General features: G+C 74.5%; 19 protein-coding genes, 1 pseudogene and 1 riboswitch. Of the genes and pseudogenes, 16 read left to right on the top strand and 4 right to left on the bottom strand.

Annotated elements, in window-relative coordinates; genetic code table 11:
• Positions 1 to 80: 80 nt before the first annotated feature.
• The 6 genes from AC069K_RS22995 to AC069K_RS22970 all read left to right on the top strand — a co-directional run bounded on the left by AC069K_RS22995 (position 81) and on the right by AC069K_RS22970 (position 7,839).
• Positions 81 to 1,250, top strand: coding sequence for a steroid 3-ketoacyl-CoA thiolase (locus tag AC069K_RS22995; RefSeq protein ID WP_365111722.1), 1,170 nt, complete (start codon positions 81 to 83; stop codon positions 1,248 to 1,250).
• 321 nt (positions 1,251 to 1,571) lie between these two features.
• Positions 1,572 to 1,652, top strand: a riboswitch (cobalamin riboswitch).
• Between the two features lie 133 nt (positions 1,653 to 1,785).
• Positions 1,786 to 3,024, top strand: a complete 1,239-nt coding sequence (locus tag AC069K_RS22990; protein WP_478619183.1) for a prenyltransferase/squalene oxidase repeat-containing protein — start codon at positions 1,786 to 1,788, stop codon at positions 3,022 to 3,024.
• Positions 3,021 to 3,701 carry an SCO2322 family protein gene (locus tag AC069K_RS22985; protein WP_478619180.1) on the top strand — a complete coding sequence of 227 codons (681 nt, stop codon included), beginning with the start codon at positions 3,021 to 3,023 and terminating at the stop codon, positions 3,699 to 3,701. Before AC069K_RS22990 ends, AC069K_RS22985 begins: the two co-directional genes overlap by 4 nt.
• Before the next feature lie 276 nt (positions 3,702 to 3,977).
• Positions 3,978 to 5,252, top strand: coding sequence for an energy-coupling factor transporter transmembrane component T family protein (locus tag AC069K_RS22980; RefSeq protein ID WP_478619412.1), 1,275 nt, complete (start codon positions 3,978 to 3,980; stop codon positions 5,250 to 5,252).
• Positions 5,249 to 6,976: an ABC transporter ATP-binding protein gene (locus AC069K_RS22975; RefSeq protein WP_478619178.1), complete on the top strand. Its 1,728-nt coding sequence runs from the start codon at positions 5,249 to 5,251 to the stop codon at positions 6,974 to 6,976. The genes AC069K_RS22980 and AC069K_RS22975 overlap by 4 nt, the downstream gene beginning before the upstream one ends.
• Complete coding sequence (locus AC069K_RS22970; RefSeq protein ID WP_478619175.1) at positions 6,973 to 7,839, top strand: ECF transporter S component; 867 nt, start codon at positions 6,973 to 6,975, stop codon at positions 7,837 to 7,839. The genes AC069K_RS22975 and AC069K_RS22970 overlap by 4 nt, the downstream gene beginning before the upstream one ends.
• A gap of 883 nt (positions 7,840 to 8,722) precedes the next feature.
• On the opposite strand, the gene AC069K_RS22965 is transcribed toward AC069K_RS22970, so the two are convergent.
• Positions 8,723 to 9,787: an MBL fold metallo-hydrolase gene (locus AC069K_RS22965; RefSeq protein ID WP_365111710.1), complete on the bottom strand. Its 1,065-nt coding sequence runs from the start codon at positions 9,785 to 9,787 to the stop codon at positions 8,723 to 8,725.
• A gap of 194 nt (positions 9,788 to 9,981) precedes the next feature.
• On the opposite strand from AC069K_RS22965, the gene AC069K_RS22960 reads away from it, so the two are divergent.
• From AC069K_RS22960 to AC069K_RS22935, 6 genes are all read left to right on the top strand, one after another.
• Entirely contained in the window at positions 9,982 to 11,457 is a 1,476-nt protein-coding gene (locus tag AC069K_RS22960) for an aldehyde dehydrogenase (RefSeq protein WP_478619172.1), read from the top strand.
• Positions 11,457 to 11,690, top strand: a complete 234-nt coding sequence (locus AC069K_RS22955) for a ferredoxin (RefSeq protein ID WP_365111705.1) — start codon at positions 11,457 to 11,459, stop codon at positions 11,688 to 11,690. Before AC069K_RS22960 ends, AC069K_RS22955 begins: the two co-directional genes overlap by 1 nt.
• 296 nt (positions 11,691 to 11,986) lie before the next feature.
• Positions 11,987 to 14,620: a class III lanthionine synthetase LanKC gene (gene lanKC, locus AC069K_RS22950; protein WP_478619168.1), complete on the top strand. Its 2,634-nt coding sequence runs from the start codon at positions 11,987 to 11,989 to the stop codon at positions 14,618 to 14,620.
• 43 nt (positions 14,621 to 14,663) lie between these two features.
• Positions 14,664 to 14,798, top strand: a complete 135-nt coding sequence (locus AC069K_RS22945; RefSeq protein WP_101388123.1) for a SapB/AmfS family lanthipeptide — start codon at positions 14,664 to 14,666, stop codon at positions 14,796 to 14,798.
• A gap of 66 nt (positions 14,799 to 14,864) precedes the next feature.
• Entirely contained in the window at positions 14,865 to 16,592 is a 1,728-nt protein-coding gene (locus AC069K_RS22940) for an ABC transporter ATP-binding protein (protein ID WP_478619165.1), read from the top strand.
• Entirely contained in the window at positions 16,589 to 18,463 is a 1,875-nt protein-coding gene (locus AC069K_RS22935) for an ATP-binding cassette domain-containing protein (RefSeq protein WP_478619162.1), read from the top strand. Before AC069K_RS22940 ends, AC069K_RS22935 begins: the two co-directional genes overlap by 4 nt.
• Here the strand turns inward: AC069K_RS22935 and AC069K_RS22930 are convergent.
• Positions 18,389 to 18,895 (bottom strand): annotated as a pseudogene (locus AC069K_RS22930) (LuxR C-terminal-related transcriptional regulator); the annotation flags it as partial. The gene AC069K_RS22935 and the pseudogene AC069K_RS22930 overlap by 75 nt on opposite strands.
• 364 nt (positions 18,896 to 19,259) lie before the next feature.
• The gene (locus AC069K_RS22925) at positions 19,260 to 19,883 is read right to left on the bottom strand and encodes a TetR family transcriptional regulator (RefSeq protein WP_365111691.1); all 624 of its coding nucleotides are present in this window, start codon (positions 19,881 to 19,883) and stop codon (positions 19,260 to 19,262) included.
• 252 nt (positions 19,884 to 20,135) lie between these two features.
• Here AC069K_RS22925 and AC069K_RS22920 point away from each other — a divergent pair, with 252 nt between their 5' ends.
• From AC069K_RS22920 to AC069K_RS22905, 4 genes are all read left to right on the top strand, one after another.
• Complete coding sequence (locus tag AC069K_RS22920) at positions 20,136 to 21,461, top strand: glycosyltransferase family 4 protein (protein ID WP_365111688.1); 1,326 nt, start codon at positions 20,136 to 20,138, stop codon at positions 21,459 to 21,461.
• Between the two features lie 91 nt (positions 21,462 to 21,552).
• Positions 21,553 to 22,350, top strand: coding sequence for a class I SAM-dependent methyltransferase (locus AC069K_RS22915; RefSeq protein ID WP_365111686.1), 798 nt, complete (start codon positions 21,553 to 21,555; stop codon positions 22,348 to 22,350).
• Positions 22,347 to 23,441, top strand: a complete 1,095-nt coding sequence (locus tag AC069K_RS22910; RefSeq protein ID WP_478619157.1) for a prenyltransferase/squalene oxidase repeat-containing protein — start codon at positions 22,347 to 22,349, stop codon at positions 23,439 to 23,441. The genes AC069K_RS22915 and AC069K_RS22910 overlap by 4 nt, the downstream gene beginning before the upstream one ends.
• Before the next feature lie 325 nt (positions 23,442 to 23,766).
• Positions 23,767 to 24,333 (top strand): hypothetical protein, encoded by a 567-nt coding sequence (locus tag AC069K_RS22905; RefSeq protein ID WP_365111680.1) that lies wholly within the window; start codon positions 23,767 to 23,769, stop codon positions 24,331 to 24,333.
• A gap of 75 nt (positions 24,334 to 24,408) precedes the next feature.
• Here AC069K_RS22905 and AC069K_RS22900 read toward each other — a convergent pair whose 3' ends face one another.
• On the bottom strand, positions 24,409 to 25,431 hold the full coding sequence (locus tag AC069K_RS22900; protein WP_358836319.1) for an LLM class F420-dependent oxidoreductase: 1,023 nt from the start codon (positions 25,429 to 25,431) through the stop codon (positions 24,409 to 24,411).
• Between the last annotated feature and the right edge of the window lie 130 nt (positions 25,432 to 25,561).

The following is a 25,561-nucleotide window of genomic DNA, read 5'->3' as shown; positions in this document are numbered from 1 at the left end:
GAACGCGTACTAGTTCGGTCCGCGGCGGCTCCGGGAGGCCCCGCGGCCGGGCTTGGAGTCGTTGAGGAGAGGACGAGCTCATGGCCGCGGAACCCGTCATCGTCGAAGCCGTACGCACGCCGATCGGCAAGCGCGGAGGCGCTCTCGCCAATCTCCACCCCGCCTATCTGCTCGGCGAGACCTACCGCGAGCTGCTGGGGCGCACCGGCATCCACGCGGACTGTGTGGAGCAGATCGTCGGGGGGACGGTCACGCACGCCGGCGAGCAGTCGATGAACCCGGCGCGCAACGCGTGGCTGGCGATGGGGCTTCCGTACGAGACGGCGGCGACCACGGTCGACTGCCAGTGCGGCTCCTCCCAGCAGGCGAGCCACATGGTCGCGAACATGATCGCGGCGGGGGTGGTGGACGTGGGCATCAGCTGCGGGGTGGAGGCGATGTCGCGGGTGCCGCTGGGGTCGGGGTCCAAGCACGGGCCGGGCAAGCCGTTCCCGGACGAGTGGAACGTGGACCTGCCGAACCAGTTCGAGGCGGCGGAGCGGATCGCCCGGCACCGGGGGCTGACGCGCGAGCGCGTCGACTCGCTCGGGCTGCTCTCGCAGGAGCGGGCGGGGGTGGCGTGGGCGGAGGAGCGGTTCAAGCGGGAGACGTTCGCGGTGCAGGTGCCGACGACGGAGGAGGAGCAAGCGGCCGGGCAGGGGATGTGGCGGCTGGTGGACCGGGACGAGGGGCTGCGGGACACGTCCATGGAGGCGCTGGCCCGGCTCAAGCCGGTGATGCCGACGGCGGTGCACACGGCCGGGAACTCCTCGCAGATCTCCGACGGGGCGGCGGCGATCATGTGGGCGTCCAAGCGGATGGCGCGGGCGCTGAAGCTGCGGCCGCGGGCGCGGATCGTGGCGCAGGCGGTGGTGGGCGCCGATCCGCACTTCCACCTGGACGGGCCGATCGACGCGACGCGGGCGGTGCTGGGGAAGGCGGGGATGTCGCTGCGGGACATCGACGTGGTCGAGATCAACGAGGCGTTCGCGTCGGTGGTGCTGTCGTGGGCGCAGGTGTTCGACCAGGACCTGGAGAAGGTGAACGTGAACGGTGGGGCTATTGCGCTGGGGCATCCGGTGGGGGCGACGGGGGCTCGGTTGCTGACGACGGCGCTGCATGAGCTGGAGCGGGGGGGTGGGGAGGTGGGGTTGGTGACGATGTGTGCGGGGGGTGCGTTGGCGACGGCGACGATTTTGCAGCGGCTGTAGCCGGCTCTTGGGGCTTCGCCCCTGCGCCCCTGGTGTTTTGCCTGCGGGCCCGGTGGGGGCCGGCCGCGCAGTTCCCCGCGCCCCTGGGTGGTTAGGGGCGCGGGGAACTGCGCGAGTGAGCCAGCACGGTCCGCGGGCGAAAGAGGTCCCGTGGTGAAGCCGCAGTGGCCGGGCGGCGCGGTCCGGGGTACCCCGACCCCCAGAGGCGCGGGGAACTGCGCGGCCAGCCCCCGCCGGGCCGCAGGCGAAGGCTCGGTGGGGGACCCCCCGTGGGGGGTGTGGGGGGCCGGTACAGTGAAGGCGTCGTGCATGACCGTATGGGGGGAAGCCGGTGCGAATCCGGCGCTGACCCGCAACCGTGAGCCGCCACCCAAGAACAAGGAGCGGCGAGCCGGATCACCCCGACGGACATGACCGGCTCAACGGTCACCGGCAAGCCGCCGATGACCGGCCCGTCGAGGTACACGGGACCGGAGCCGGCGTGCCCCCGCGCCCGCCTGCCGCCCGGCCCCCGCAGGAGAGGCACCGCCCACCCATGACCGTACGCCGCCGCACCGCAGCGCTCGCCGCCTTCACCGTCGTCCTCGGCGGCGCCGCCGCCACCGCCACCCCCGCCTTCGCCGACGGCACGCTCCCCCCGGGGCTGTACGGGACGAAGGACCCGGCGTACGACGGCGTCTGGCGGCAGTCGCTCGCCCTGCTCGCCCAAGGCACGGTCGGCGTGAAGCCCGCCGCCCAGTCGGTCACCTGGCTGACCGGCCAGCAGTGCGACACCGGCGGGTTCGCCTCGTACCGCCCCGACGCGGCCAAGCCGTGCGACGCCAAGACGGTCCTCGACACCAACGCCACCGCCGCCGCCGTCCAGGCCCTCGTCGCCCTCGGCGACCACACGGACACCGTGAAGAAGGGTGTCTCCTGGCTGAAGACCGTCCAGAACGACGACGGCGGCTGGTCCTACAACCCCGGCGGCAAGAGCGACGCCAACTCCACGTCCGTGGTCATAGGCGCCCTCGCCGCCGCCGGCGAGAAGCCCGCCGACACCAAGTCCGCCAAGGGCGGCAAGTCCCCGCTCGACGCGCTGCTCACCTTCGCGCTGCCGTGCGACGGCACGCCGGGCGCGGGCGCGTTCGCGTACCAGCCGGACCTCAAGACGGCGAAGCTGTACGCGAACGCCGACGCCAGCGCCGCCGCCGTCACCGCCGCGTACGGCAAGGGCCTCGCCGCCACCGCCGGTCAGCCCGACGCCAAGGGCACCACCTGCGAGAAGCCGGCCACGCCCGAGCAGGCCGCGCACAACGGCGCCGCGTACCTGGCCAGGACCATGGCCAAGACCGGCCACCTCAACTCCGCGATGCCGGGCGCCGAGAGCCAGCCCGACTACGGCAACACCGCCGACGCCGTCGTCGCCCTTGCCGCCTCCGGCCAGAAGGCCCAGGCCGAGGCGTCCCTGAAGTGGCTGGAGAAGAACACGTCCGGCTGGGCGAAGGAGAACGGCCCCGCCGCCTACGCCCAGCTCGTCCTCGCCGCGAACGCCACCGGCGCCGACCCGAGGGAGTTCGGCGGCGCCGACCTGGTCGCCCAGCTGAACGCGACCGGTCCGGCCCCGGCGGGCACCTCGGCCGCCGAGGCGGGCAAGGCGGCCAAGTCCGCCGACTCCGACAAGAAGGACGACTCCTCCGGCATGTCGGTGTGGTGGATCGTCGGCGTCTTCTTCGTCGCCAGCGTGGGCGTCGGCTTCCTGGTCAGCGCGCGCAAGAAGAACGCGCAGAAGTGACACCGGTCCGCCGTCGCAGCCGCCGGCCGGTCCCGGCCGGGTCCGCCTTCGCCTTCGCCCTCGCCCTCGCCGTCGTGCTGACGCTCGGCGCGGGGGCGGTGGCGGGGCCCGCCCGGGCCGCCGGGTACCGCTACTGGTCGTTCTGGGAGCGGCAGGGCACGACGTGGACGTACGCCACGCAGGGCCCGGCCACCGCGCACCCCTCGGACGGTGACGTCCAGGGCTTCCGCTTCGCGGTCAGCGCCGACTCCAAGGACGCGGCGGTGCCGCGTTCGGCACCGACGTTCGCCGAGGTGTGCGCGGCCACGCCCGCCGAGCCCGGCAGGAAGCGCGTCGCCCTCGCGCTCGACTTCGGCACCCCGCAGGACGCGCCCGGCGGCGAGACGCCCCCGGCGGCGCGTACGGCGTGCGCGCGGGTCCCGGAGAACGCGACGACGGCGGACGCCCTGGCGGCGGTGGCCAAGCCGCTGCGCTACAACAGCGCGGCCCTGCTGTGCGCCATCGCGGGCTACCCGAGGACCGGCTGCGGCGAGCAGGTGTCGGGGAAGACCACGCACAAGGCGGCACCGAAGACGTCCGACAGCGGCCCCTCGGTGGGCCTGCTGGCGGGCGGGGCGGCGGTCCTGGCGGTCGCCGCGGCCGCGCTGTGGCAGTCCCGCCGCCGCCACCGGAACTGACGGCGCACCCGACCGATGCCCACCGCCGACGACCACCACGAGCCACCCACGCCGCCCCGCGCAAGTCCCCGCACGGACCCGGCCGGAGGCCCGGCGCCTGCCGCGGCCCCGCAGCCGCAGGACCCGCCCGCCCGGGGCCGGGCGCCCCGGCGGTCCACCGCCGACGACCACCACGAGCCACCCACGCCGCCCCGCGCAAGGCCCTGCACGGACCCGGCCGGAGGCCCGGTGCCTGCCGCGGCCCCGCAGTCGCAGGACGCGCCCGCCGGAGGCCGGATGCCCCGGCGGTCCGTCGCCGACGGCCATCGCGAGCGGCCCGCGCCGCCCCGCGGTAGGCCCCGCACGGATCCGGCCGGAGAGCCGGCGCCCCGGCGGTCCGTCGCCGTGCGGCGACGCGTCCCGGGGCGTTCGGGTGCGTCCCGTGCCCCGTACGCGAGTCGGGCCAACGTCCTGCATCCCGTGGCCTGGTGGCTCTGGGCGCTGGGGCTCGCCACGGCTGCCTCGCGGACCAGCAACCCCCTCCTGCTCACCCTCCTCGTCACCGTCGCCGGCTACGTCGTCGCGGCGCGGCGCACCGACGCGCCCTGGGCCCGTTCGTACACCGCCTTCGTCAAGCTCGGCCTCGCCGTCGTCGCCATCCGGCTCGTCTTCAACATCGCCCTCGGCTCGCCGATCCCCGGCACCCACACCCTTCTCGCGCTCCCCGAGGCGCCCCTGCCCGACTGGGCCAAGGGCATCCGCGTCGGCGGGCGCGTCACCGCCGAGGGCATGCTCTTCGCGTTCTACGACGGCGCCCGCCTCGCCGCCCTCCTGATCTGCGTCGGCGCCGCCAACGCCCTCGCCAACCCGGCCCGTCTGCTGAAGTCCCTGCCGGGCGCGCTGTACGAGGCGGGCGTGGCCGTGGTCGTGGCGATGACGTTCGCGCCGAACATGGTCGCCGACGTCGCCCGCCTCCGTACCGCCCGCAGGCTGCGCGGCCGTCCCACCGGCGGGATCCGGGCGGTCCTCCAGATCGGGCTGCCGGTCCTGGAGGGCGCTCTGGAGCGCTCGGTGGCCGTCGCCGCCTCGATGGACGCCCGCGGCTACGGCCGCACCGCGCGCGTCCCGGCCGCCGTCCGCCGCACCACCACCGTCCTCACCCTGGGCGGACTCCTCGGCGTCTGCGCCGGTACGTACGGACTCCTCGCCGCCGAGGGCGCCCGCTACGGTCTGCCGGTGCTGCTCGCCGGGCTCGCCGCGGCGCTCGCCGGCCTGCGCCTGGGCGGCCGCCGCACCGTCCGCACCCGCTACCGCCCCGACCGCTGGGACGCCCGCGCCTGGCTGGTGGCCGGATCCGGCGCGGCGGTGGCGGCGGCCATGATCTGGGCGGGTACGTACGCACCGGACGCCCTGCACCCGGGCGTGGTCCCGCTCACCGCCCCCACGCTCCCGCTCCTGCCCGCCCTCGCCACCCTCCTCGGCCTGCTCCCGGCCTTCGTCACCCCCGCCCCGCACCCGGCCCCGGCCCCCCACCCGGCACCCGCCCCGCCCGAGCCCCAGGAGTCCCGATGATCCGCTTCGACGAGGTGTCGGTCACGTACGAGGGCCGCCCCGCCCCCACGATCCGGGACGTCGACCTCACCGTCCCCGAGGGTGAGCTGGTCCTGCTGGTGGGGCCCTCCGGCGTCGGGAAGTCCACGCTCCTGGGGACGGTCTCCGGTCTCGTCCCGCACTTCACCGGCGGCACCCTGCGCGGCCGGGTCACCGTCGACGGCCGCGACACCCGGACCCACAAGCCGCGCGAACTCGCCGACGTGGTCGGCACGGTGGGCCAGGACCCGCTCGCCCACTTCGTCACCGACACGGTCGAGGACGAGCTCGCGTACGGCATGGAGTCGCTGGGCCTCGCCCCGCACGTGATGCGCCGCCGCGTCGAGGAGACCCTCGACCTGCTCGGCCTCGCGGACCTGCGCGACCGCCCGATCGCCACCCTCTCCGGTGGCCAGCAGCAGCGCGTGGCGATCGGCTCGGTCCTGACCCCGCACCCCAAGGTCCTGGTCCTGGACGAACCGACGTCCGCGCTGGACCCGGCGGCGGCCGAGGAGGTCCTGTCCGTCCTCCAACGCCTCGTCCACGACCTCGGCACGACCGTCCTCATGGCGGAGCACCGCCTGGAGCGCGTCGTGCAGTACGCGGACCGGGTGATCCTCCTGGCAGCCGCGGGCGAGCCCCCGCTCCTGGGCACCCCCGCCGAGATCATGGCCACGTCCCCGGTCCATCCGCCGGTGGTGGCCCTGGGGCGCCTCGCGGGCTGGAGCCCGCTGCCCCTGTCGGTACGGGACGCGCGGCGCCGGGCGCACGACCTGCGCGCGAGTCTCGCCGCCCACGTCCCGGGGCCGCCGACGGGGGACGGCCGGCGGCCGGCCGAAGGCCGCGTACGCCCGCATGGCCCGCACGCCCCGCACGGCCCCCTGGAGCCGACGGGCCTGCGGGCCGCCCTCGCCCGTCTGCGCCGGGGCACCCGCGCCGCCACGCCCCCGGCGACGGCGACCGCCGTGGTCAGCGGTCTGGGTGTGCGCCGGGGCCGTATCGAAGCCCTGCGTCATGTGGACCTCACCGTCACGCCCGGCGAGACCGTCGCCCTCATGGGACGCAACGGCGCCGGCAAATCCACCCTCCTCACCACCCTCGTCGGCATGACCGAACCCACCACCGGCACGGCGACCGTCAACGGCCGCACCCCGCACCGCACACCCCCGCGCGAGCTGATCCGCGAGGTCGGACTCGTACCGCAGGAGCCCCGCGACCTGCTGTACGCGGACACGGTCGAGGCCGAGTGCGCGGCCGCCGACGCGGACGCGGACGCCACCCCCGGCACCTGCCGCGACCTGGTCACCGCCCTGCTCCCCGGCGTCCCCGACGACACCCACCCCCGCGACCTGTCCGAGGGCCAGCGCCTCGCGCTCGCCCTGGCCATCGTCCTGACGGGCCGGCCCCCGCTGCTGCTCCTCGACGAGCCGACGCGCGGTCTGGACTACGCGGCGAAGGCGCGCCTCGCGGACGTCCTGCGCGACCTCGCCGCCGAGGGCCACGCGATCGTCCTCGCCACCCACGACGTGGAGCTGGCCGCCGAGATCGCCCACCGGGTGGTGATCCTCGCGGACGGCGAAGTCGTCGCGGACGGCCCGACCGCCGACGTGGTCGTCTCCTCGCCCTCCTTCGCCCCCCAGGTCGCCAAGGTCCTGGCGCCCGACCCGTGGCTCACGGTGACCCAGGTACGGGAGGCCCTCGCATGACGGCGCCACCGCGTGACCTGCCCCCCACGCCACCGCGTGACCTGCCCCCGACCCGCCAGGTGAAGGCGGTCCGGCTCGGCCCGCGCGGGATCACCGCCCTCGTGCTGATCAGCCTCGTCGGGGTCGCCGCCTTCGGCTGGCCGCTGCTGGCCGACGCGGACTCGGGGCTCGCCCACTCCCAGGACGCCCCCTGGCTCTTCGCCGCGCTCCTGCCGCTCCTCGTGGGCGTGGTGGTCGCCACGATCGCGGACGAGGACGGCGGGATGGACGCCAAGGCCGTCGCCATGCTCGGCGTCCTCGCGGCGGTCGGCGCCGCGCTGCGGCCGCTGGGAGCGGGTACGGCGGGCCTGGAGCCGATGTTCTTCCTGATGGTCCTGAGCGGCCGCGTCCTCGGGCCGGGCTTCGGCTTCGTGCTGGGCGCGGTCACGATGTTCGCGTCCGCGCTGCTCACCGGGGGTGTCGGTCCCTGGATGCCGTTCCAGATGCTGGCGATGGGCTGGTTCGCGATGGGTGCGGGCCTGCTGCCTGGCCCGCACCGGCTGCGCGGCCGGGGGGAGCTGGCGCTGCTCGCGGTCTACGGCTGCGTGGCGTCCTTCGCGTACGGCACGGTCATGAACCTCCAGGGCTGGACGTACATCGGGGGGATGTCGTCCGGGATCTCCTTCCACCCCGGCGACCCCCTGGGGGAGAACCTGCTGCGCTTCGCCGCGTACTGCGCGACGACGTCGCTGGGGTGGGACCTGGGGCGGGCGGTACTGACCACGGTCCTGACGCTGGGGCTGGGGTCGACCGTGCTGAGGGCGTTGCGGCGGGTGACGCGGCGGGCGGCGTTTGAGGCGGGGGGGAGGTTCGAGGGGGCGTGAGTGGCCGGGGGTTCGTCTGCGGGTTGGTGGTGGGTTGCCCGTTGCCCGCGCAGTTCCCCGCGCCCCTGATGGGCTCGTTTTTTGTCTGCGGGTCGGTGGTGGGCCGGTCGCGCAGTTTCCCCGCGCCCCTGGGGGACGGGGTGTGGCCGGGCCGCTTTGTTCGGGGGTGCGGGTTCGGCCCGGGTGCCGTCTTCTGTCTGCGGGTCGGTGGTGGGCTGATCGCGCAGTTCCCCGCGCCCCTCAAGGCACCTCCGGCCGCTGCAACTCCAGGGTTCACCCGGCCCCCTCAGGGGCGCGGGGAACTGCGCGGGCAACCCAGCACGGTCCGCAGACGAACACGTGGCGGGAGGAACCCCTTCAGGGGCGCGGGGAACTGCGCGGCCAGCCGATCACCGGTCTGCTGGTGACGACGTAGGTGGGTGGCCGGGCCGGAGGGCAGGGCTTTTCAGGGGCGCGGGGAACGGCGCGAGCGGCCGGCCACCGGTCTGCTGGTGACGACGTAGGTGGGTGGCTGGGCCGGAGGGCAGGGCTTTTCAGGGGCGCGGGGAACTGCGCGAGCGGCCGACCACCGGTCTGCAGGTGACCACGTAGCTGGATGGCCGGGCCGGAGGCCAGGGCCTCTGAGGGGCGCGGGGAACTGCGCGAGCGGCCGGCCACCGGTCTGCTGGTGACCACGTAGGTGGGTGGCCGGGCCGGAGGCCAGGGCCTTTGAGGGGTGCGGGGAACTGCGCGGCCAGCCGGCCACCGGTCTGCTGGTGACCACGTAGGTGGGTGGCCGGGCCGGAGGGCAGGGCCTTTGAGGGGTGCGGGGAACTGCGCGGGTAACCCATCGCCGGGGCGCAGGTGGCGGTGTAGCCGGGGGGCGGGGCCGCAGGCCCGGGGGCTATGTCGCGCGGTACGACACCGGGTGCGTGCCCGGGATCGGCTCCGCCCTCCCCCCTTTCACCAGCCGCCGCACATGCGCCTCCGCCTCCGCCACCGCGATGTTCCGCGAGCCGTACGGGATCTCGGACCACGGGCGGTTCCACTCCATCCGTACCGCCAGCTCCCACGGTGTGAGCGGTTCCGACGCCAGGAGCGCCAGCAGGCCCGTCAGGCGTGACTCGTGGTGGGCCAGGAGTTCGCGGACCCGTGACGCCGCGTCCGTGAACGCGTGCTGGTGGGCGGGCAGGACCTCCGCCACCCCGAGGCGGCCCACCCGCTCCAGGGAGGACACGTAATCCCCCAGCGGGTCCGTCACCGTCGCGTCGTCGGGGTCCTCGTACAGCCCGATGTGCGGACTGATCCCCGGCAGCAGGTGGTCGCCGGAGAAGAGGCGGCCGTGGCCCGGCCGCCCGGACGGGTGGCGCTCCTCCAGGTGCAGGCAGACGTGGCCCGGGGTGTGCCCCGGCGTCCACACCGCCCGCAGCCGGCGGCCGGGCAGCGGCAGCAGGTCGCCGGGGACGATCTCCCGGTCCGGCAGCGCCGCCCGCAGCCCGGGCAGCGCCCGTGCCGCACCGCGCGCCCGCGCCTCCCGCAGCGGCCCGAGGTGCGACTCCGGCGCCCCCACCGCCGCCAGCTTCGCCGCCAAGTAGTCCAGCCAGGCGCCCGGTTCGGCCTCGCGCGTACGCCGTACGACCGCCGTGTCCGCCGCGTGCATCGCCAGCCACGCCCCGGACGCCTCCCGGACCCGGCCCGAGAGCCCGTGGTGGTCGGGGTGGTGGTGGGTCAGGACGACGCCGTGGATGTCGGCGACGTCCGTGCCCAGGCGCCGCAGGCCCTCGGTCAGCGTGTCCCAGGACGCCGGGTCGTCCCAGCCGGTGTCGACCAGGACCGGACCCCGGTCGGTGTCGACGACGTACACCAGCGTGTGGCCCAGGGGGTTGTCCGGGATGGGCACCTCGATGGACCGGACGCCCCCGCCGTGATCGGCCGTCCCCGTCGCCCGCCCCCGCGTCCCCTGCGTCATGCCGCCCACAGTAGAACGTGTTTCAGTCAGTCCTCAAGCCCTGTCCGTCGCCCTTCCCGGCCCGTGGACTCCTCGTAGGGGAACTGGTATCAGTTCAGGCAGATCTGATAAGCCGTCAGGAATGTCGCCAGGGACGGCGTCGGCGACGTCGTCGGAGAGCCGCCTCGGGGCGGTCGAGCGGGAGGCCCCCAGCCATGACCCATGCCACCAACGACCTGGTCGAACACGAACAGCTCTACATCGGCGGGAAGCTGACCGACCCCCGCGGATCCGACGTCATCGAGGTGGTCTCCCCGCACACCGAACAGCTCATCGGCCGCGTACCGCACGGCTCGCGCGCCGACGTCGACCACGCGGTCGCCACCGCCCGCCGCGCCTTCGACGAGGGGCCGTGGCCCCGGCTGCCGCTCGCCGAACGCATCGAGGTCGTCTCCCGTATCAAGGACGCCATCGCCCTGCGCCACGAGGAGATCGCCCGCTCCATCAGCGCCCAGAACGGCTCCCCGTACTCCTGGAGCGTCCTCGCGCAGGCGCTCGGCGCGATGATGGTCTGGGACGCGGCGATCACCGTGGCCCGGGACTTCCCGTACGAGGAGCCGCGCGCCGGCGTCCTCGGGCCGATCCTGGTGCGGCGCGAACCCGTGGGGGTCGTCGCGGCCGTCGTCCCGTGGAACGTCCCGCAGTTCGTGGCCGCCGCCAAACTCGCGCCCGCGCTGCTCGCCGGGTGCGCGGTGGTGCTCAAGCCGTCCCCGGAGACGCCGCTGGACGCGTACATATTGGGCGACATCGCCCGGGAGGCCGGGCTGCCGGAGGGCGTGCTCTCGATCCTGCCCGCCGACCGCGAGGTCAGCGAGTACCTGGTCGGGCACCCGGACGTCGACAAGGTGTCGTTCACCGGGTCGGTGGCCGCCGGGCGGCGCGTGATGGAGGTCGCCGCGCGCAACCTCACCCGGGTCACCCTGGAGCTGGGCGGCAAGTCCGCCGCGGTCGTGCTGCCCGACGCCGACCTGGAGGCGACCGTCGCCGGGGTCGTCCCGGCCGCGTGGATGAACAACGGGCAGGCGTGCGTCGCCCAGACCCGCATCCTGGCGCCCGCGAGCCGCTACGACGAGTTCGCCGAGGCCTTCGCGGCCGCCGCCGGGCAGCTCGTCGTCGGCGACCCGCTCGACCCCGCGACCCAGGTCGGCCCGCTGGTCGCCAGGCGCCAGCAGCAGCGCTCGCTCGACTACATCCGCATCGGCCAGGAGGAGGGCGCCAAGATCCTGGCGGGCGGCGGCCGTCCGGCCGGGCGGGACCGGGGCTGGTACGTCGAGCCGACGCTCTTCGGCGGCGTCGACAACTCCATGCGGATCGCCCGCGAGGAGATCTTCGGGCCGGTGATCTGCCTGCTGCCGTACGACGACGAGGCAGAGGCGCTGCGGATCGCCAACGACTCCGAGTACGGCCTCAGCGGCAGCGTGTGGACCGGTGACGTGGAGCGCGGCCTCGCGTTCGCCCGCCGGGTGCGCACGGGGACGTTCAACGTGAACACCTTCAGCCTGGACATGTTCGGCCCGTTCGGCGGCTACAAGAACTCGGGCCTGGGGCGGGAGTTCGGGCCCGAGGGGCTGAGCGAGTACCTGGAGCACAAGATGATCCACCTCCCGGCCGGGTACGGGGGCGGGGCGTGATGGGCGACCGCTGGCACGTCGAGGTCGACCGGAGCGTGTGCATCGGGTCGGGGATGTGCGTGGGCACCGCGCCGGGGTCGTTCGCGCTGGACACGGCTCGCCAGTCCCGGCCCCGAAGCCCGGACGCCGACGCCAGTGAGCAGGTGCTCGCCGCGGCGGAGGGGTGCCCGGTGGAGGCCATCAGCATCACCCTGCGCGATACGGGCGAGGCCGTCTTCCCTCCCGAGGAGTGAGCGCGTCCGCCGTCGGCCCGAGGGCCGAGTGCGTCCGCCGTCGGCCGCGGGCCGGTGGTGGCTTGGCCGCATAGTTCCCCGCGCCCCGGTTGCCCGGAGGCGCGGGGAACTGCGCGCTCAGCCCCCACGAGCCCGCGGCCGAACTCCCGCCGAATCGCCCCGGATCCCACGGCGTCCGACCTCGTTCGAACACAAATTGACGCATGCGTACCGCACAGTGACCGCATGACACATGCGACTGTCCCCGCCCCAGCAGGCGTGGCACCTTCATTGCCACGCCACCGAGGGGGGAAGCGATGGACAAGCGGTACGAGGTCTTCTGCCTGGCCGACAGGTATTTCTACGAGACTCCGGACCGTTTGTCCTCGTCCAGGACCGGTGAGCGGGTCCCGCTCTTCGAGGCCGCCCAGCGCCCGGTCCCCGAGGGGTGGCGCAGCACCCTCTCGGGGGACTGGCTCCACTTCAATCCGGTGGACGCGGCGGGCGAGCCGCGCCCGGGCAGCCCCCTCCAGGGCTGGAAGATCCACGTCTCGGCGTGTCTGGACAACGCCGAGAAGATGGCCGCGCAGGTGTGGGAGTACTGCGTCGCCAGAGCCATCCCGTTCAAGTTCGTGCCGGGCCGCCAACCGCTGCACCTGCGTAACTCCAAGTACGCCGGGCGCGGCTCCAGCGGGAAGTTCGCCACGATCTACCCGTCCGGAGTGGACGAGCTGGAGCGCATACTCACCGAGCTAGGCGAGCTGCTGGAGGGCGAGCCGGGCCCGTACATCCTCACCGATCTGCGCTGGAACTCCGGTCCGCTGTACGTGCGTTACGGGGGGTTCGTCGAGCGGCACTGCGTCGGTGAGGGCGGGGCGCTGGTCCCCGCGATCGAGAACACCCGGGGCGAGCTGGTCCCCGACCGCCGCGACCCGGCGTTCCAGGTGCCCGAATGGGTGACGCTGCCCCCGTTCCTGCGGCCCCAGCTGGAGGCGCGCAACGCGACGACGGTCGCCGACCTGCCGTACCGCATCGAGCGGGCCCTGCACTTTTCCAACGGCGGCGGTGTCTACGCCGGGACCGATACGCGCAACGGCAGCAAGGTCGTCCTCAAGGAGGCCCGGCCGCACGCGGGCCTGGCAGGCGACGGCTGCGACGCGGTGACCCGCCTGGAGCGGGAGAAGGCGGCTCTGGAGCGCCTCTCGGGGCTCGGTGTGGCGCCCGAGGTGCGCGACTGGTTCGAGCTGGGCGACCACCGCTTCCTGGTCATGGACTTCCTGGAGGGGCGCACGCTGAACGCGTTCTTCGCCGAGCGCCACCCGCTGCTCGCCGTCGACCCCGACCCGGACGCGGTGGCCTCGTACACGGCCTGGGCGCTCTCGGTGCACCGGGCGGTGGAAGAGGCGGTTCAGGCGGTGCACTCGCGCGGACTGGTCTGCAATGACCTGCACATGTTCAACGTGATGGTGGCCCCGGACGGGGGTGGGGCGGACGGCGGCCGTGAGGTCTCCGTGCAGCTGCTGGACTTCGAGGGCGCGGTGCCGGTCGAGGAGCACCGGGGGCAGACGATGGCGCACCCCGGGTTCATGGCCCCGCGCGACCGCAAGGGCTTCGAGGTCGACCAGTACGCGCTGGCCTGTCTGCGGCTCGCCCTGTTCGTGCCGATGACGACGCTGCTCGTGGTCGACCAGGACAAGGCGGCGCATCTGGCCAAGGTTGCGAAGAGCCAGTTCCCCGCTGTGCCGGAAGGTTTCTTCGAGGAGGCGGTCCGGGTCATCCGGGGCACGGACGAGCCCCTGCCGCGGCCCTATCTGCCCGTGCGGCCCGCCGAGTGGCCCGCCGGGCGCGAGTCCATGGTCCGCGCGATCCTCGCCTCCGCCACGCCCGAGCGCGAGGACCGGCTCTTCCCCGGTGACATCGCCCAGTTCGCGGACGGCGGCGGTCTCGGGGTCGCGCACGGCGCGGCCGGGGTGCTCTATGCCCTGGACGCCACCGGCGCCGACCGCTACCGGGACGGCGAGGAGTGGCTGCTGCGCCGCACCGAGCAGCCGCCCGCCGGCTGTCCGCTGGGCTTCTACGACGGGCTGAGCGGCGTCGCGTACGTCCTGGACCGGCTCGGCCACACCGAGCGCGCCCTCGACCTGGTCGACCGGGTGCTGGAGGAGAAGTGGCAGCGGCTCGCGCCCGGGCTGCACGGTGGCCTCGCCGGACTCGGGCTCGCCCTCGACTCACTCGGCCGCACCACCGGCGAGGCCGATCTGCGCGACCGGGCGCTGGAAGCGGCCTGGATCATCGCCGGACAGCCGGAGCCCGACGCGAGCGCGGGTCGCCCGCGCGCCGGGCTGCTGCACGGCGCCAGCGGCCCCGCCCTGCTCTTCCTGCGGCTCTACGAGCACACCGGCGAGCCCGCGCTCCTCGACCACGCCGCCGAGTTCCTCCGCCGCGACCTCGCGCGCTGCGTCACCGACCGCTCCGGCGCCCTCCAGGTCGACGAGGGCACGCGGATCATGCCCTACCTCGGTGCGGGCGGCGTCGGCATCGGCATGGTGCTCGACGACTATCTGGCGCATCGCCACGATGAGGAGTTCGCCGAGGCCAGGGCCGCGATCCTGCCCACCGCGCGGCTGCGGTACTACGCCCAGCCGGGCCTGTTCAACGGCCGTGCGGGCATGGTGCTGCACCTCGCCCGCACCCGCGCCGCACGCGCCGACCTGGACGCCCAGAGCGCGGCGCTCGCCTGGTACGCCGTGCCGTACAAGGGCGAACTGGCCTTTCCCGGCGATCAGATGATGCGGCTCTCCATGGATCTCGCGACCGGCACGGCGGGCGTTCTGCTCGCCCTGGGCTCCGTGCCCGGTGCCGCGTCCGGCCGAAGGCGCCCCTCGGGGCTGCCCTTCCTGCCGCCACTTCCGGCGGCCCCCAAGACGGCCCCGCGAGGGGCCGGACGGTGAACCCGTCCCCACGGAAAGTTCCACAAGACAGAAGGAGATGGCGATGACACTTCTCGACCTGCAGAAGATGGAAACTCCCGAGACCACGGGTGGCGGCGGTGGCGGCGGCGACCAGAGCAGCCTCAGCCTGCTCGCGTGTGACAAGCACAGCTCGAACAGCTTCCTGCTCTGCCTCTGAGCACACGCACCACCCTGATCAAACCCTGTTGCACCTGATCAACCTTGATCGAAATCGATCAATTGTGTGACGCGGCCCCGGGCGGATCTGCTCTCCGCCCGGGGCGTGCGCGCCCCGGAGGGCCCCTTGGCGCAGCGCCCCTTTCTCCGCGAGACCGTTCGGTACGGCGCGGCACCCGCCGCCCTCGTCCTGCTGCTGACCACGGCCCTCGCCGGGGCGGGCCTGGCCCTGCCGTGGGCGCTCGGCCGCACCCTCGACCTGCTGCTCGGCGAGGACCGCTCGGCCGCCGGGCCCTGGCTCGCGCTGTGCGCGGCCCTCACCGGCGCCACCGTCCTGCTCGGCGCCCTCGACGGCCTGGTCACCGCCACCGCAACCGCCCGTACCACCGCGTGGATACGCGACCGGGTCCTGTGCCACGTCCTCGCCACCGGGCCGCGCGCGGCCCTGCCCGAAGGCGACCTGGTGGCCCGGCTCGTCGGCAACGCGGCCCAGGCCGGACCCGTGCCCGCCACGCTCGCCGCCACGCTCGCCGCGGTGATCACCCCGGTCGGCGGCCTGGTCGCGCTCGCCCTCACCGACGGGTGGACGGCCCTCGCGCTGCTCGCCGGGATGCCCGTACTCGCCCTGCTGCTCAAGGTGTTCGTCCGCGCCTCCGGCGACGCGGGCGCCGCCTATCTACGCGCCCAGGGCGAGATCGCCGGGCGGCTCACCGAGGCGGTGGAGGGCGCCCGCACCATCGCGGCCGCCGGAACCGCCGAACGGGACACGGCCCGCATCCTCGCCCCGCTGCCCGAACTCTCCCGCCAGGGCTACCGCATGTGGCGCGTCACCGGCCGCTCCACCGCCCAGGCCGCCGCCCTGCTGCCACTGCTCCAGCTCGCCGTGCTCGCGGTCGCCGGGCTGCGGCTCGCGGACGGCGCGCTGAGCGTCGGCGGGATGCTCGCGGCCTGGCGGTACGCCGTCCTCGCCACCGGCACCGGCGTCCTGGTCGGCCAGCTCAACGCCCTGGTGCGCGGCCGCGCCGCCACCGACCGCCTGGCCGAGGCACTCGCCCCGCCCGCCATGACGTACGGAACACGCCGGCTTCCGGACGGAACCGGGGCGTTGGAGTTCCGGAGCGTGTGCACCGGACCGCTGCGCCAGGTCGACCTGTACGTGCCCGGCGGGGCGGTCGCCGCCGTGGTCGGGCGGTCCGGCAGCGGCAAGACGGCCCTGGCCGCGGTCGCTGGCCGGCTCGCGGACCCGGACCGGGGCACGGTCCTGGTCGACGGCGTTCCGCTGCCCGAGCTCTCCCGGGACGCGCTGCGCCGCGAGGTCGGCCACGCCTTCGCCCGCCCCGCGCTCCTCGGCGCCACCGTCGGCGCCACGATCGCGTTCGGCGTCGGCGAACCTGGCCCCGAGGAGGTCCGGGCGGCCGCGCGGGCGGCCTGCGCCGACGAGTTCGTCCGCAGACTGCCGCTCGGCTACGACACGCCCTGCGCCGAGGCCCCCATGTCCGGCGGCGAGGCCCAACGCATCGGCCTGGCACGGGCGTTCGCGCACTGCGGGCGCCTCCTGATCCTCGACGACGCCACCTCCAGCCTGGACTCCGCCACCGAGCTGAAGGTCTCCCGCGCCCTGCTCGACGAGCTCACCCCCGGCACCCGGCTCATCGTTGCCCACCGGGTGACCACCGCCGCCCGCGCCGATCTGGTGATCTGGCTGGACGGTGGCGGGGTGCGCGCGCTCGCCCCGCACACGGAGCTGTGGCGGCTGCCCGAGTACCGCGCGGTGTTCGCGGAGGAGGCCGCGTGAAGGGGCGCCTGCTGCGGCTCGCACGCCCCCGGTGGCGGGCGCTGCTCCGGCTCGCCGCCTGGTCGGCGCTGGAGGCGGGAGAGACCTTCCTGCTCGGCTACGCGCTGGCGCGGGCGCTCGACCGGGGCTTCCTCGCGGGCCACACCGGGGCCGGTCTCGGCTGGCTCGGGCTCGCCGCGCTCGGCGTGCTGGCCGGGTCGTTCGGCACCGGCCGGGTGCATCTGGCGGTGGCCGCGCTCGTCGAACCCGTCCGCGACGACCTCGTACGCAGGGTGGTGCGCCGGGCGCTGCGGGCGCCCGACGGGGCGGCGGTCTCCCGGCTTACCCACCAGGTGGAGATCGCCCGCGACACGCTCGCCGGTCTGGTGATGGTGTCGCGGACCTTCGTCGTCACGGCGGTCGGCGCGCTGATCGGGCTCTTCTCGCTGGCGCCGGTGCTGCTGCCGGTGGTGGCGCTGCCGCTGGCCGCCGGACTCGCCCTGTTCGTCGTCACCCTGCGCCCACTGGCCCGCCGCCAGGAGGTGTTCCTGGCCGCCGACGAGGCGCTGGCCGCCGAACTCGGGCTCGCGGTCGGCGGGTTGCGCGACATCACGGCGGCCGGGGCGCAGGACCGGGTGGCGGCGGACGTACGGGAGCGGATCGACGCCGAGTTCCAGGCCTCGCGCGCACTGGCCCGCTGGGGCGTGCTGCGCACCCTCGCGGCCGGGATCGGCGGCCGCCTCACCGTGGTGCTGCTGCTCGCGGCGGCCCCCTGGCTGCTGGACCACGGCGTCACCCCGGGCGCGTTCGTGGGCGCCCTCGCCTATCTCACCCAGTCCCTGATCCCCGCCCTCCAGTCCCTGATGCAGGGGCTCGGCACCTCGGGGGCGCGGTTGTTCGTGGTGCTGCGCAGGCTGACGGCGGACGGGGACCCGCGGCCGCGGCCCGTGCCCCCGGCCGGCGAGCCCGGGCCCGGCGAGGCCGTGCGGCTGCGGGGGGTGACCTTCGCGTACGGGCCGGGAGCGGCGCCCGTCGTCGACGGTCTGGACCTGACCGTGCCCCACGGCGGGCATCTCGCGGTCGTCGGTCCCAGCGGCATCGGCAAGTCGACCCTGGCCGAACTCATGGCGGGCGTGCGCGCCCCCGACCGCGGCGAAGTTTTACGCGGCTGCGCGCGGGTCCTGGTGCCCCAGCAGGCGTATGTGTTCACCGACACCGTCCGCGCCAACCTCACCTATCTGTGCCCGGACGATCCGGAGGACCGGGAGGCGGCAGAGGCCCCGGAGACCCGTGAGACCGCGTCCGACGGCCCGCCCGGTGGCCCGCCCGGTGGCCCGCTCGACGGCCCGCCGGGGGACGACGCCCTCCTCCTCGCCTGTACGGCCGTGGGCGCCCGCGATCTCGTGGACCGCCTCGGCGGGCTCGACGCGACCGTGGTCCCGTCCGAACTCTCGGCAGGTGAACGGCAGTTGATCGCCCTGGCCAGGGCGTACGCGGCCCCCGCGCCCCTGGTCCTGCTCGACGAGGCGACCTGTCATCTCGACCCGGCGGCCGAGGCACGCGCCGAGCGGGCGTTCGCCCGGCGGCCCGGGACGGCGCTGGTGGTCGTGGCGCACCGGACCGGCTCTGCGCGCCGGGCCCGGCAGGTGCTGGTGCTGGGCGGCGCGGGGGTCGAGTGCGGGACACACGACGAACTGCTGCGAGGATCCGCGTTCTACCGGGAACTGACCGGATTACACCCATCCCTCGCCCTGGGAGATGCGGATGGCGTCCACGCGGTTGCGGGCGCCGGTCTTGCGGGTGATCGCCGCCATGTAGTTCCGCACGGTCCCGTTGGACAGATGGAGACTGTGCGCGATGTCCGCGATGGAGGCGCCCTCGGCGGCGAGTGAGAGCACGCTCAACTCCCGTCTGGTGAGCGGCATCTCGGCCGCCCGCAGGAAACCGCAGCCCAGCGCGTCGTCGACGAATCGCTGGCCCGCGGCGGCCCGTCTTATGGCGCCGATCAGCCGCTCCGGTGTGGCGTCCTTGTCGACGTAGCCGAGGGCGTGCGCCTCCACGGCCTGGCGCAGCAGCCCGGGCCGGTTGGCGCTGGCCAGCACGACGAGCCGGGTGCCCCGCGACCCGTTGTGCCGGCTCTGTAACTCCCCCAGCGGCGCGATGCCGTACGAGTCGGAGCAGTCGAGGTCCACGGCGCACACATCCGGCCGCAGCACCCGCGCCCGGGCGGGTGCGCTGCGCCAGGGCGCGTGGTGGACCTCCAGACCGGGTTCCCGGCCCAGCCGGTCGGCCAGTGCCGACCGCATCAGACAAGCGTCGTGCACGAGAAGTACCCGGATCACGTTTCAGCCCCCTCCAGCTCCCCGCCTACCGGTTGCCTTCCACTGGCACGCGAAACATTTCTATCCGGGGGCCGGGACGGGGGAAGCCGCATAATCGGCCATGGGGTGGCATGGGGGCGCGTACGGCGCACGGAGTGGGCACGGCCGGTCGCATGCGTCGGACCTGCGCGCCGGGCGCGGAGCCCTGCCACCGACAGAACGGGCCATAGCGGGCACGGCGGGTCGAACATGGCGGGACCGGCGGACCGGCGGGGCCGGCAAGAACGGCCGGATCGGGCCGAACCGACCCGGCGCGGAAGCGGTCGGGGCTGTCGGTGCCCGTGCGGACCGCGCGCCGCGGGTCCGCTCAGACCGGCAGGTCGTCCTCGGCCGTGAGGTCGATCAGCCGGCACACCGTCTCGATGTCGATCTTCACCTGGGCGATGGAGGCCCGCCCGGACAGCCAGGTGATCAGGGCGGAGTGCCAGGTGTGCTCGATGACGCGGACCGCCGAGAGCTGCCGCGGACTCGGGTGGTCCAGGCCCATGGCGTCCAGGATGATCGCGGTGGTCTGCCGGGAGACGGTGTCCACCTCGGGGCTGACCGAGCGGTCGGCGAAGGTGAGCGCGCGCACCATCGCGTCCGCGAGGTGCGGCTCGCGCTGGAGCGCGCGGAACGCCCGCATCAGCGTCTCGGCGACCCGCTGCGCGGCCGAGTCGCCGGACGGCGGGTGCTTGCGGAGCGTGGAGTGCAGATGCTGGAGCTGGTCCTGCATGGTGGCGACCAGCAGATGGATCTTGGAGGGGAAGTAGCGGTAGAGCGTGCCGAGCGCGACCCCCGCGGCCTCGGCCACCTCGCGCATCTGCACCGCGTCGAAGCCGCCCCGGCTGGCCAGCTGGGCGCTGGCGTGCAGGATGCGGCGGCGGCGCGCCTCCTGGCGCTCGGTCAGGACGGGCGACGCGGCGATGGCCGCTCTGGCTTCCGCTGTCATCTGTCCCGTTCCGTCGTCCGATTCCCGCTGCTCCCGTGGGCCCGACGGCCCGTTTCCGGGGGCACAGCATGGCAGGGGCCCCCGTGGTGGCGCGAATCACCTGATCCGGCCCTCACACGCGCGCTACCTGCCGGTAGATTCAAAGCTTCCCCGGGCTCCGGACGGAGATCAAGAAGGATCAGGTCTGGAACTTGTTCTAGATTAGCGCGAGCGGTTACGCTCCGGCGAAACGCAGCGATGAAGGGGCCGCGAGTGACCGCAGAGGCCATAGAGGCAAACCCGCACACAGGGGAGCCGGCCCGTGCGGGTGACCGCCCGCTGCGGATCGCCCTCCTGACGTACAAGGGCAATCCGTTCTGCGGCGGCCAGGGCGTCTACGTACGCCACCTCTCCCGCGAACTCGCCCGCCTCGGGCACAGCGTGGAGGTCATCGGCGCGCAGCCCTACCCCGTCCTGGACGAGGGCGTCCCGCTCACCGAGCTCGCCAGCCTGGACCTGTACCGCTCGCCGGACCCGTTCCGTACGCCCGGGAAGGACGAGTACCGGGACTGGATCGACGCCCTGGAAGTCGCCACCATGTGGACCGGCGGGTTCCCCGAGCCGCTGACGTTCTCGCTGCGGGCCCGGCGCCATCTCGCCGCCCGCAAGGGCGAGTTCGACGTCGTCCACGACAACCAGACGCTCGGCTACGGCCTGCTCGGCGACCTCGGCGCACCCCTGGTCACCACGATCCACCACCCCATCACCGTCGACCGGCAGCTGGAACTGGACGCCGCCGGGGACTGGAAGCGGCGCGCCTCGGTGCGCCGCTGGTACGGCTTCACCCGGATGCAGAAGCGCGTCGCGCGGCGGCTGCCGTCGGTGCTCACCGTGTCCGGCTCCTCCCAGCGCGAGATCGTCGAACACCTCGGGGTGCGCGAGGACCGCGTCTCCGTCGTGCACATCGGCGCCGACACCGGCCTGTGGTCCCCGGACCCCTCGGTGGCCGAGGTGCCCGGCCGGATCGTCACCACCTCCAGCGCGGACGTCCCGCTCAAGGGGCTGGTCTTCCTCGTCGAGGCGCTCGCCAAGGTGCGCGCCGAGCACCCCGGGGCGCACCTCGTCGTCGTCGGCAAGCGCGCCGAGGACGGGCCGGTCGCCCAGGCCATCGAGAAGTACGGACTCGGCGGCGCGGTCCGCTTCGTCAAGGGCATCTCCGACGCGGAGCTCGTCGACCTCGTACGGTCCGCGCAGGTCAGCTGTGTGCCCTCGCTGTACGAGGGGTTCTCGCTGCCGGCCGCGGAGGCGATGGCGACGGGCACCCCGCTGGTGGCCACGACCGGGGGCGCGATCCCCGAGGTGGCCGGGCCGGACGGCGAGACGTGCCTTGCGGTGCCGCCGGGCGACCCGCAGGCGCTGGCCACCGCGCTCGTACGGCTGCTGGGCGACCCGCAGCTGCGGGCCCGGCTCGGCGCGGCCGGACGGCAGCGGGTGCTGGAGCGGTTCACCTGGGCCCGGGCGGCCGAGGGCACCGCCGAGCTCTATCGCTCCGCGATCGCCGGCAAGGGCCGCTCCGCGGCCAGGAAGCCCGCGGGGTGACCCCGCACCGCACCGGCCCCGGCCGCTCCGCGCCCCCACCCCCCGGCCGCTCCGCGGCCCCCGCAGCTCTCCATCCGAAAGGGCAGACCCCGTGCTGACCGTCGACTTCTCCCGCTTCCCGCTCGCCCCGGGCGACCGCGTGCTCGACCTGGGCTGCGGCGCGGGCCGGCACGCCTTCGAGTGCTACCGGCGCGGCGCGCGGGTCGTGGCGCTGGACCAGAACGGCGAGGAGATCCGCGAGGTCGCCAAGTGGTTCGCGGCGATGAAGGAGGCGGGTGAGGCGCCCGAGGGGGCGACCGCCACCGCGATGGAGGGCGACGCGCTCAACCTGCCCTTCCCTGACGCCTCCTTCGACGTCGTGATCATCTCCGAGGTCATGGAGCACATCCCGGACGACAAGGGCGTGCTCGCCGAGATGGTCCGCGTCCTCAGGCCGGGCGGCCGGATCGCGGTCACCGTGCCGCGCTACGGGCCGGAGAAGGTCTGCTGGGCGCTCTCCGACGCGTACCACGAGGTCGAGGGCGGCCACATCCGCATCTACAAGGCCGACGAACTGCTCGGCAAGATGCGCGAGGCGGGCCTGAAGCCGTACGGCACGCACCACGCGCACGCCCTGCACTCGCCGTACTGGTGGCTCAAGTGCGCGTTCGGGGTGGGCAGGGACGGCAAGGACGCAGCGCTGCCGGTACGGGCGTACCACAAGCTGCTCGTCTGGGACATCATGAAGAAGCCGCTGGTCACGCGGCTGGCGGAGCAGGCGCTCAACCCGGTCGTGGGCAAGAGCTTCGTGGCGTACGCGACGAAGCCGCACCTCGCCCCGCTGGACGCCGAGACCCCGCTCGGCGCCGAGGCCCCGCTCGCCGCGACCGGCAAGGCCGGCGCCCAGTGACCTCACCGGAGCGGACCGAACACCTGGTCCTGCCGGGGGTGCTCACCGCCGCGCAGGCCACCGCGACCGTGGCCGGCATCCTGGCCGTGCAGCGCGAGGACGGCGCCATACCGTGGTTCCGCGGGCACCATCTGGACCCCTGGGACCACACCGAGGCCGCGATGGCCCTGGACGCGGCCGGCGAGCACGAGGCGGCGGGGCGCGCCTACGAGTGGCTCACGCGGCACCAGAACGACGACGGGTCCTGGTACGCGGCCTACCACGACGGGGACTTCGCACAGGTCACCGACCGGGGCCGGGAGACCAACTTCGTCGCCTACGTGGCGGTGGGGGTCTGGCACCACTACCTCGCCACCGGCGACGACACCTTCCTCGACCGCATGTGGCCGGTGGTGTACGCGGCCGTGGAGTTCGTGCTGAGGCTCCAGCAGCCGGGCGGGCAGATCGGCTGGAAGCGCGAGGAGGACGGCTCGCCCGTCACCGACGCGCTGCTCACCGGCAGCTCCTCGATCCACCAGGCGCTGCGGTGCGCGCTGGCGATCGCGGAGCAGCGGGAGGAGCCGCAGCCGGACTGGGAGCTGGCCACGGGCGCGCTCGCGCACGCGGTGGCCCGCCATCCCGAGCGCTTCCTCGACAAGTCGCGCTACTCGATGGACTGGTACTACCCCGTGCTCGGGGGCGCGGTGAGCGGCGCGGAGGCGAAGGCGCGCATCCAGGCGCGCTGGGACGACTTCGTGGTGCCCGGCCTCGGGGTGCGCTGCGTGCTGCCCAACCCGTGGGTGACGGGCGGCGAGAGCTGCGAGCTGGCGCTCGCGCTGTGGGTGGTGGGCGAGTCGGACCGCGCCCTGGAGATCCTCCAGTCCATCCAGCACCTGCGGGCCGGGGACGGCCTGTACTGGACGGGGTACGTCTTCGAGGGCAACCGGGCGGTGTGGCCGGAGGAACTCACGACGTGGACGGCGGGGTCGTTGCTGCTGGCGGTGGCGGCGCTGGGGGGTGACGAGGCGACGACGGCGGTGTTCTCCGGCGACCGCCTCCCGCGCGGCCTGTCCCCGCAGTGCTGCGCACCCCCGGCCCCGCCCGTTTCCTGAACCGCCGGGGGCGGGGCCCTTCGGGGGTGGGCGGGTGGTCGGGCCTCGTTTCCCCCGCGGGCGGCGGGTGGCCGCTCGCGCGGTTCCCCGCGCCCCCAACCCCGTTTTCGGCTGCGGACCGTGGTGGGTTGCTCGCGCAGTTCCCCGCGCCCCTAGGCAGTTAGGGGCGCGGGGAACTGCGCGCTCAGCCACACACGACCCGCAGGCGAACACCGGGCCGGACAACCCCATGCGGCCCCCCGGACTCGAATGGGTCAGCCGGGTGGCCCGGTGCCGCCGGGTGGGTGACGCTGCGGGGGAGACGCACCCGTCCCCGGAGGTCACCGTGCCCAGTACGCTCCCGCTCCGCCGCATACTCGCGGCGGTCGTCCTCTCCACCGCCCTCCTGGTGTCGACGACCGCCTGCGGAGGCGAATCCAAGAGCGCCCGCAACAGCCTGACCGCGGCGGAGGCCAGCGCCTCCCCGTCCAGCACCTTCGAGAAGCAGAAGCTCGCCAAGACGCGCTTCGTCGCCAACGCGGGCCTCGCGGCGGGCGCCGCCTACCAGTGGATCGTGAAGCCGTACAAGGCGGGCAAGTTCAAGAAGGGCACCAAGGGCCGGACGTTCGCCCTGGTGAAGGCGGGCCTCGCCGGGGCCTTCACGTACAACCGGCTGAAGGCGGCCGTGAACAACGCCAAGGGCGACCCCCTCCTCTCCAAGGCCGTCGCCCCGCTCACCTCCGGCATCGAGTCCCTCAAGGGCCTCGGCGGCAAGCTCCGCAAGGGCGACGCCACCGACGCGGACGTCGGGATGTTCGAGAACGTCATCAACGGCGTGAAGGGCGCGGGCAAGAGCGCCGGCGCGGAGGTCAAGGACCAGGTGCCGTCGGCCTCGCAGCTCAGCGGCGGCTGACCCCGGCCACGGACGGCCGGGGCGGCGAGGGGCACGGCGAGGGCCGGACCGTCGTGCGTCCCGCCCCGCCTGCGGTCAGCCGTCCGGCGTCCCGTTCAGCTCCGCCAGGACGCGCAGGGTCGTCGGGTCCGGTGACATGACGAGGAGGTCCGTCACCGGGCCCGTCCGCCACGCCGCCAGCCGCTCCGCGATCCGCTCGCGCGGCCCGACCAGCGAGATCTCGTCCGCGAAGGCGTCCGGCACCGCCCCCACCGCCTCCTCGCGGCGGCCCTCGGCGAACAGCGCCTGGATCCGGCGGGCCTCGGCCTCGTACCCCATCCGCGCCATCAGGTCGGCGTGGAAGTTGCGGGCCGCGTGCCCCATGCCGCCGATGTAGAAGCCGAGCATCGCCTTCACCGGCAGCAGCCCCTCGGCCACGTCGTCGCAGACGTGGGCGCGGACCATGGGCGCGACGGTGAAGCCCTCGGGCGCCCCGGCGAGCGGGGTCCGGTACGCGTCCAGGCGGGTCGGCGACCAGTACAGCGGCAGCCAGCCGTCCGCGATCCGGGTGGTCTGGGCGATGTTCTTGGGGCCCTCGGCGCCGAGCAGCACCGGCAGGTCCGCCCGGAGCGGATGCGTGATCGGCTTCAGCGGCCTGCCGAGGCCGGTGCCGTCCGCGCCCCGGTACGGGTGCGGGTGGAAGCGGCCGTCCAGCTCCACCGGCGCCGCCCGCCGCAGCACCCGCCGGATCACCTCCACGTACTCCCGGGTCGCGGTCAGCGGGCTGGAGGGGAAGGGCCGTCCGTACCAGCCCTCCACCACCTGCGGCCCCGAGAGCCCGAGGCCCAGCATCATCCGGCCGCCGGAGAGGTGGTCGAGGGTCAGCGCGTGCATCGCGGTCGCGGTGGGGGTGCGGGCCGCCATCTGCGCGACGGCCGTGCCCAGGCGGATCCGCGAGGTGTGCGCGGCGATCCAGGTGAGCGGGGTGAAGGCGTCCGACCCCCAGGCCTCGGCCGTCCACACCGAGGTGTACCCGAGGCGTTCCGCCTCCTGGGCGAGCCGCACGTGTCCGGGGTCCGGGCCGCGGCCCCAGTAGCCGAGTGCGAGTCCCAGCCGCATACCGCCGCCCCCTGCCCGTATCTGACGGATCGTCAGGGGAGCGTACGGGAACGGCCCCCCGCCCCGGAAGGGGCGGGGGGCCGTTCTCAGCGGTACGGACTCCGGCCGGGGCCGGGGCCGGGGCGCGGGG

Source organism: Streptomyces sp. NPDC043908 (assembly GCF_056435525.1).
The sequence above is the reverse complement of the archived record's forward strand: the minus strand, read 5'-3'. Positions and strand labels throughout refer to the sequence as shown.

Excerpts from the sequence above, each read along its gene's own strand:
- AC069K_RS22995 (WP_365111722.1), top strand. The coding sequence starts at position 81 with ATGGCCGCGGAACCCGTCATCGTCGAAGCCGTACGCACGCCGATCGGC.
- AC069K_RS22990 (WP_478619183.1), top strand. The coding sequence starts at position 1,786 with ATGACCGTACGCCGCCGCACCGCAGCGCTCGCCGCCTTCACCGTCGTC.
- AC069K_RS22980 (WP_478619412.1), top strand. The coding sequence starts at position 3,978 with ATGCCCCGGCGGTCCGTCGCCGACGGCCATCGCGAGCGGCCCGCGCCG.
- AC069K_RS22975 (WP_478619178.1), top strand. The coding sequence starts at position 5,249 with ATGATCCGCTTCGACGAGGTGTCGGTCACGTACGAGGGCCGCCCCGCC.
- AC069K_RS22970 (WP_478619175.1), top strand. The coding sequence starts at position 6,973 with ATGACGGCGCCACCGCGTGACCTGCCCCCCACGCCACCGCGTGACCTG.
- AC069K_RS22965 (WP_365111710.1), bottom strand. The coding sequence starts at position 9,787 with ATGACGCAGGGGACGCGGGGGCGGGCGACGGGGACGGCCGATCACGGC.
- AC069K_RS22960 (WP_478619172.1), top strand. The coding sequence starts at position 9,982 with ATGACCCATGCCACCAACGACCTGGTCGAACACGAACAGCTCTACATC.
- AC069K_RS22955 (WP_365111705.1), top strand. The coding sequence starts at position 11,457 with ATGGGCGACCGCTGGCACGTCGAGGTCGACCGGAGCGTGTGCATCGGG.
- lanKC (WP_478619168.1), top strand. The coding sequence starts at position 11,987 with ATGGACAAGCGGTACGAGGTCTTCTGCCTGGCCGACAGGTATTTCTAC.
- AC069K_RS22945 (WP_101388123.1), top strand. The coding sequence starts at position 14,664 with ATGACACTTCTCGACCTGCAGAAGATGGAAACTCCCGAGACCACGGGT.
- AC069K_RS22925 (WP_365111691.1), bottom strand. The coding sequence starts at position 19,883 with ATGACAGCGGAAGCCAGAGCGGCCATCGCCGCGTCGCCCGTCCTGACC.
- AC069K_RS22900 (WP_358836319.1), bottom strand. The coding sequence starts at position 25,431 with ATGCGGCTGGGACTCGCACTCGGCTACTGGGGCCGCGGCCCGGACCCC.